Source organism: Paenibacillus sp. TAF43_2, assembly GCF_052113545.1.
Lineage (GTDB): Bacteria > Bacillota > Bacilli > Paenibacillales > Paenibacillaceae > Pristimantibacillus.
Map to the genome: position 1 here is coordinate 1 of NZ_JBFRDK010000276.1, position 5,292 is coordinate 5,292.

8 protein-coding genes are annotated in these 5,292 nt (G+C 45.2%); all 8 read right to left on the reverse strand.

Features of this window, described 5'->3' with window-relative positions:
• Positions 1-506 (reverse strand): UbiX family flavin prenyltransferase (locus tag AB4Z17_RS31690; protein ID WP_441964269.1); only part of this gene is annotated, 506 nt, incomplete at its 3' end.
• Positions 500-1,375, reverse strand: a complete 876-nt coding sequence (locus AB4Z17_RS31695) for a UbiA-like polyprenyltransferase (RefSeq protein ID WP_076271344.1) — start codon at positions 1,373-1,375, stop codon at positions 500-502. The genes AB4Z17_RS31690 and AB4Z17_RS31695, both read right to left, overlap by 7 nt.
• A gap of 2 nt (positions 1,376-1,377) precedes the next feature.
• Complete coding sequence (locus AB4Z17_RS31700; RefSeq protein WP_441964271.1) at positions 1,378-2,088, reverse strand: demethylmenaquinone methyltransferase; 711 nt, start codon at positions 2,086-2,088, stop codon at positions 1,378-1,380.
• A gap of 18 nt (positions 2,089-2,106) precedes the next feature.
• Positions 2,107-2,967: a heptaprenyl diphosphate synthase component 1 gene (locus AB4Z17_RS31705; RefSeq protein WP_441964273.1), complete on the reverse strand. Its 861-nt coding sequence runs from the start codon at positions 2,965-2,967 to the stop codon at positions 2,107-2,109.
• A gap of 125 nt (positions 2,968-3,092) precedes the next feature.
• Positions 3,093-3,668 (reverse strand): hypothetical protein, encoded by a 576-nt coding sequence (locus AB4Z17_RS31710; RefSeq protein ID WP_441964275.1) that lies wholly within the window; start codon positions 3,666-3,668, stop codon positions 3,093-3,095.
• Positions 3,669-3,828: 160 nt separating this feature from the next.
• Entirely contained in the window at positions 3,829-4,050 is a 222-nt protein-coding gene (gene mtrB, locus AB4Z17_RS31715) for a trp RNA-binding attenuation protein MtrB (protein ID WP_054024369.1), read from the reverse strand.
• Between the two features lie 227 nt (positions 4,051-4,277).
• Positions 4,278-4,580, reverse strand: coding sequence for an HU family DNA-binding protein (locus AB4Z17_RS31720; RefSeq protein ID WP_441883526.1), 303 nt, complete (start codon positions 4,578-4,580; stop codon positions 4,278-4,280).
• Positions 4,581-4,782: 202 nt separating this feature from the next.
• On the reverse strand, positions 4,783-5,292 hold a 510-nt coding region (locus tag AB4Z17_RS31725; protein ID WP_441964277.1), incomplete at its 5' end, for a stage IV sporulation protein A.

Consider the following 5,292-nt stretch of genomic DNA (forward strand, 5'->3'; position numbering starts at 1 on the left):
GCCGGTATGATCCTAACACCAAGACGAGCCAGCGTCAGCATGTTTTCGAGATGAATCGCATGAAGCGGCGTTTCTCTTGGGATAATAAGCAGCTTCCTGTTTTCCTTCAACATAACATCGGCGGCTCTAGTCATCAAATTATCGGAAATGCCGTGCGATATCGACGCAAGCGTCCCCATCGAGCACGGCACAATAACCATTCCTTGAACCCGGTAAGAGCCGCTTGCAATGCTTGCGCCAATATCCGCATTGGGATGAAAAACTAGTCTTGCTTCCGCGATAGCCTCGCCAAAACGTTGTTCAAGAGCGGCTGAACGACGAGTCGTCTCAAAGCCTAGTTCTTCCTTTAGTACTCTCCAACCAGCTTCTGTTATGACGAGATGAACCTCGTATTTCATCTGAAGGAGAACTTCAATAAGCCTGATTCCATAAATTGAACCGCTTGCTCCTGTAATGCCTACTACCCATCGATTCGTCCAGTTGGTTTCGTTGCGGCCGTCTACCATTGGTGAATAACCAATAAATCAACGATAACAAACAGAAAAAGCACGACGCTTAATGTACCGTTCATTCCAAAAAAAGCAGTTTGGACGCGCGACAAATCGTGTGGCCGTACCATCCAATGTTGATAGAACAGAAGCGAAATCGATATCAAAGTACCAAGCAAGTACATCCAGCTAAGGTCTGTCAGCCAAAACAATGCTATAAAGCCAATTGCCGTAACGACATGAAAGGACCTTGCAATCCAGATTGCCCCTTTAATACCGAACCGAGCTGGAATTGAATGCAAGCCAGCATTGCGGTCATACTCAAAATCCTGCGTTGCATAAATAATATCAAACCCAGCAATCCATAAAGAAACGGTAATATATAATATCCAAGCAGCTAGATCAAATTGACCTGTTATGGCAACCCAGCCGCCAAGGGGCGAGAGTCCAATTGTTAATCCCAACACAACATGGCATAACCATGTAAAGCGTTTTGTGTAAGAATAAAGAACAAGCAAAGCTACCGCGATTGGCATAAGTTTCATTGCGATTGGTGCCAAGTTCGCAGTTGCCACAAACAACAAAACGAAGGAAACAATGATAAATAACATGACTTCTGCTGATTTAAGCAAGCCAGCCGGAAGTGCTCTTTTTTCAGTACGTGGATTGCGTAAATCGATAGCCTTATCTATCAGTCGATTCAAGCTCATAGCAGCGCTTCGAGCACCAAACATCGCAAGTGTTACCCAGCCGATCTCCCCCCATGAAGGAAGGCGCTGCTCCATCATTACTGCACCTAGAATCGCTCCCATAAAAGCGAAAGGCAAAGCAAACACAGTATGTTCAAACTTAATCATTTCCAAAATAATGCGTAATTTGCGAATCATTGCTATTTCTTCTCCTTTGTCCCCATATGCAGCGCAGCTACTCCACCGGTCAGAGGATATGCCTTCACCTGATGAAGACCCGCTTCTTCAAACAGCTCAGCAAGCTGCTGTCGACCGGGAAACATTTTCAGTGATTCGGGCAGCCATTTGTATTCACTGAAGCTTTTGGCTACCACTTTGCCCATAACTGGCAATATACGTTCGAAATAAAGGTTGTACATCGATTTAAATGGCTGCCRGGTTGGTTTGGATACCTCTAAACATACAACTAAACCGCCTGGTTTAACAACGCGGTGCATCTCCTTCAGTACCTGTAAATAATCAGGAACATTGCGCAAACCAAATCCAATCGTAACATAGTCAAAGGAATTATCCTCGAACGGCAAGCTCATTGCATTTCCTTGGACTAATGTAATTTGCTTATTCAAGCCCATCTTGTTTACTTTGACAGCACCCACATCAAGCATGTTTTGGCTAAAATCAAGTCCTACGATTTGTCCAGTACCGCTCGCTTCTGCAAGAGCAACCGTCCAATCACAAGTGCCGCAGCAAAGGTCAAGTGCTGTTTGTCCTTTTGCAACGCTCATTTTTTTCATCGTAAACTTCCGCCATGCCTTATGTCTTCTAAAGCTGATCAGATCATTCATCAAATCGTATTTTGGAGCAATCCGCTCAAATACGCCATGCACATGGCTCTTGGAGTTCGTATCCACCCTTGCAAGTCACCTCGTCTAATTGAGTGCAGGCGTGTAATCGGTTTTTTCGTTCAATAGATTATCGACGATAGTCGTCAATTCTCCGAGCAACTTGTCCGATTCCAGCTTACCAGCCAAAACCTTCACTGAATCTGCTGAGACCTTCAGCTTCGCTATAAGCTGGCTGCGCACCTTATATTTTTCCACCAAACTGTTAATAAATGCAGGTTCAAACATACGCTGAGAGAGCTGCAGGCGTTCATCTTCTGACCCCGCTTGCATGATATGCCAATAGGACCAGCTTTTATCAAACGTAGCTGGGTTCTCGCTGCGCTTGATTTCATCAACTATAACCTCGCACCGGCTAATGCCATCCAGAATCCCTGGCCAGACGCGAGAAAGCTCGCCCTCCAGCACCTCTGTGAAAATCTGGAACAACGTGCTCTTAAGCTGAACCGCAAGACCTAAATATTCTTCTGAGGTCATCTTAAGCTGCCTCATTCGAACGTAAAGATTAACTTTTAGTCTGTTGACCTCACTAACCGCGCTGCTGATTTTGGAAACCATCTCAATTTCGCCGGCTTGCGAGAGCAATTGATAAAAAGTCGCGCTAAAGTAGTCCCCTGCCAGCACCTTAAGCTGCCTTGAACGCATCTCCGGCTCAGAGCGCTGCTCTTGGTGTGTGTCGATTAAATCATGCGTATCCATTCCTAGCTGAACGAGAGATACGACGAGCGTGTAGAGCTCACTGTGGGTCTGTAGCGACGCTTGCTGGCTCAGGAAGGCGTGTAGCAAGCGAAGCCTTGCATTCGCTAAGTCAGGAAGAGACGTATGCTCCTCGATCATGTCATATTTCACATATTTTTGAGCTATTTCAGGTATACGGTATGTTCTCATTGGGGAAGCCTCCGAACAGAGAAGCGCAAATCGCCGCTCAATAATCTAAACTATTATAGCACAACTTATTCTAAAGAACATATGATTGAGCCTGCTTGTTCAACAAATTGCAATATACATCACCTTTATTGCTGCGAAATGGAGGAAGGCTTTACAGTAAATCCCGATACTGGTCCAAAACGTTTTTCCCAGGCCGAAGTAAAGCTAACTCTCAGCCTCTTTCTCCACAGCTCATCATGCACAGGATCCGCTTGCGCAAGATGGTCCAGCTCCGAAATAAGCCAATCGTCGGTTTTCCGCACATCAACAGCAGCTAGCAAAGCATCGCCTTCCGCTTGCTCCTCAATGATTCGAATCAGAATACGTTTCACATTCTCTAGCTGTATGAATGAGACACGAAGAAGCTTCTCAACATCCGAGAACCAAATTGCCGGCCGGCCTTCAATGGTGCTTACCCGCATATCGATCGATAAAACGCCGTTATTCCATTCCGCCTTATTCAACCGCTCATGAAGCTGAGTTGCAATGAGCACATCTACTATATTGTTGTTGGAGAGCCTTACGACCGGCGTCGTGCGAAAAACAGCCACGTCGCCGCGATTTGCCGAATGCTGCCATCCTGCATGAGGAAGCCAAGTAAATAATAATGTAGCTGCTAACGCAGTCACACAAGCTGTTAGAAGTGGTTTTCCGATGTTCACTCTGCACCTCCGAATATTAACTTATCACCTTAACCTTTAAATTCATTCGAACCGCATGAATATAAAGTCCCATCTCTCATTGTACGAGCGGTGCAGGATGATTATTCGGAATGCAGGCAGGCAAAAAAAAGCAGGCATAGCCTGCTTTGCACATTCGTTGTTACTGATCGGTTTCCATCGTACCGTATTTCGTCATCACAACCGCTTTACCTCGAATTTTTATAGCTGAAGTATGATCGGTAAATTGGCAAATTAAAATTTCGTTTTTATCCAACTTTTCCGTATGATGAAATTTTGTGTCAAGCCCGCGTGTTAATCCGATGACTTGAACGCCTTGATCTTTTGCCTTTACGACAATGTACTCGCCATGTGTAGGCTCCATCGTTATCCCTCCGCATCCGTAATTCCATACTATCCATGTGAATTATAGTGGATGTGTAACGTTTGTGCAATCCATTCTATCATGCAAATAAACAAATAACGCCCGAACGGTATCCCGTTCGAGCGAAATTAGGCCGAATGATAAGCAGCAAAATCATGCTTATATTCCGTGGCATATGGATGCTTGCCGCCAAACATCGGCGTCAATGCAGTTAAGCTGGAGTATGCTTAATTGGATACGAGGTCCTTGAGTGATTTTCCTGGTTTGAATGCAGGCGTTTTGCTTGCTGCGATCTCAATAGGATCTCCAGTTTGCGGATTGCGGCCTTTACGTGCTTGGCGCTCGCGAACTTCGAAATTACCAAACCCAACCAATTGGACTTTATCCCCGCTTTGCAGCGCATCGGATATCGCATCAAAAACAGCGTCAACTGCTTTCGTTGCATCTTTCTTCGAAAGATCAGTCAATTCAGCTACTTTTGTAATCAAATCTGTTTTGTTCATTGTTTCACCTCCTCCAAAGTGCATTATGTACTTTTTTTTGGTGTAAGCATATAAACTCTCATCTTATCCCTCTTATTAACGGAAAACTTCAAAAATATACCTTTTAACCGAACAAACCTATAGTAATACAGCCGTTTGCCAATTTCAAGTGCCAACCTGCATTTCCTGCAAAACAAATAAAACCGCTCCCTTTACGGCAGCGGCTTATTCGTATTCTAGTATCGATCAACTACAGAATGATAGCAATCAATCCGCCGGAGCCCTCGTTGATAATACGTCCGAGCGTTTCCTGCAGCTTGTAGCGGGCATTATCCGGCATCATTGCAATTTTGCCTTGAATGCCTTCTCTCACAATTGAATGCAGGGAACGACCGAATATATCAGACTCCCAAATCTTGATTGGATCATTCTCAAAGTCTTGCATTAAGTATCTTACAAGCTCTTCGCTTTGCTTCTCCGTGCCGATAATCGGAGCAAATTCCGATTCCACGTCGACGCGGATCATATGGATGGATGGTGCTGTTGCCTTCAGTCGAACCCCAAAGCGTGAACCTTGGCGGATTAACTCCGGCTCGTCGAGTGCCATTTCCGCAAGTGTCGGTGCTGCAATGCCGTATCCAGTTGTCTTGACCATTTCCAGCGCTTCGGCAAAACGGTCATATTCCCTCTTGGCATGAGAGAACTCTTGCATCAACTGAAGCAAGTGGTCTTTGCCGCGAATCTCAACGCCGACTACTTC

Bases quoted from the DNA above. Each gene is read 5' to 3' on its own strand.
- AB4Z17_RS31695 (WP_076271344.1), bottom strand. From the start codon at position 1,375: ATGATTCGCAAATTACGCATTATTTTGGAAATGATTAAGTTTGAACAT.
- AB4Z17_RS31705 (WP_441964273.1), bottom strand. From the start codon at position 2,967: ATGAGAACATACCGTATACCTGAAATAGCTCAAAAATATGTGAAATAT.
- mtrB (WP_054024369.1), bottom strand. From the start codon at position 4,050: ATGGAGCCTACACATGGCGAGTACATTGTCGTAAAGGCAAAAGATCAA.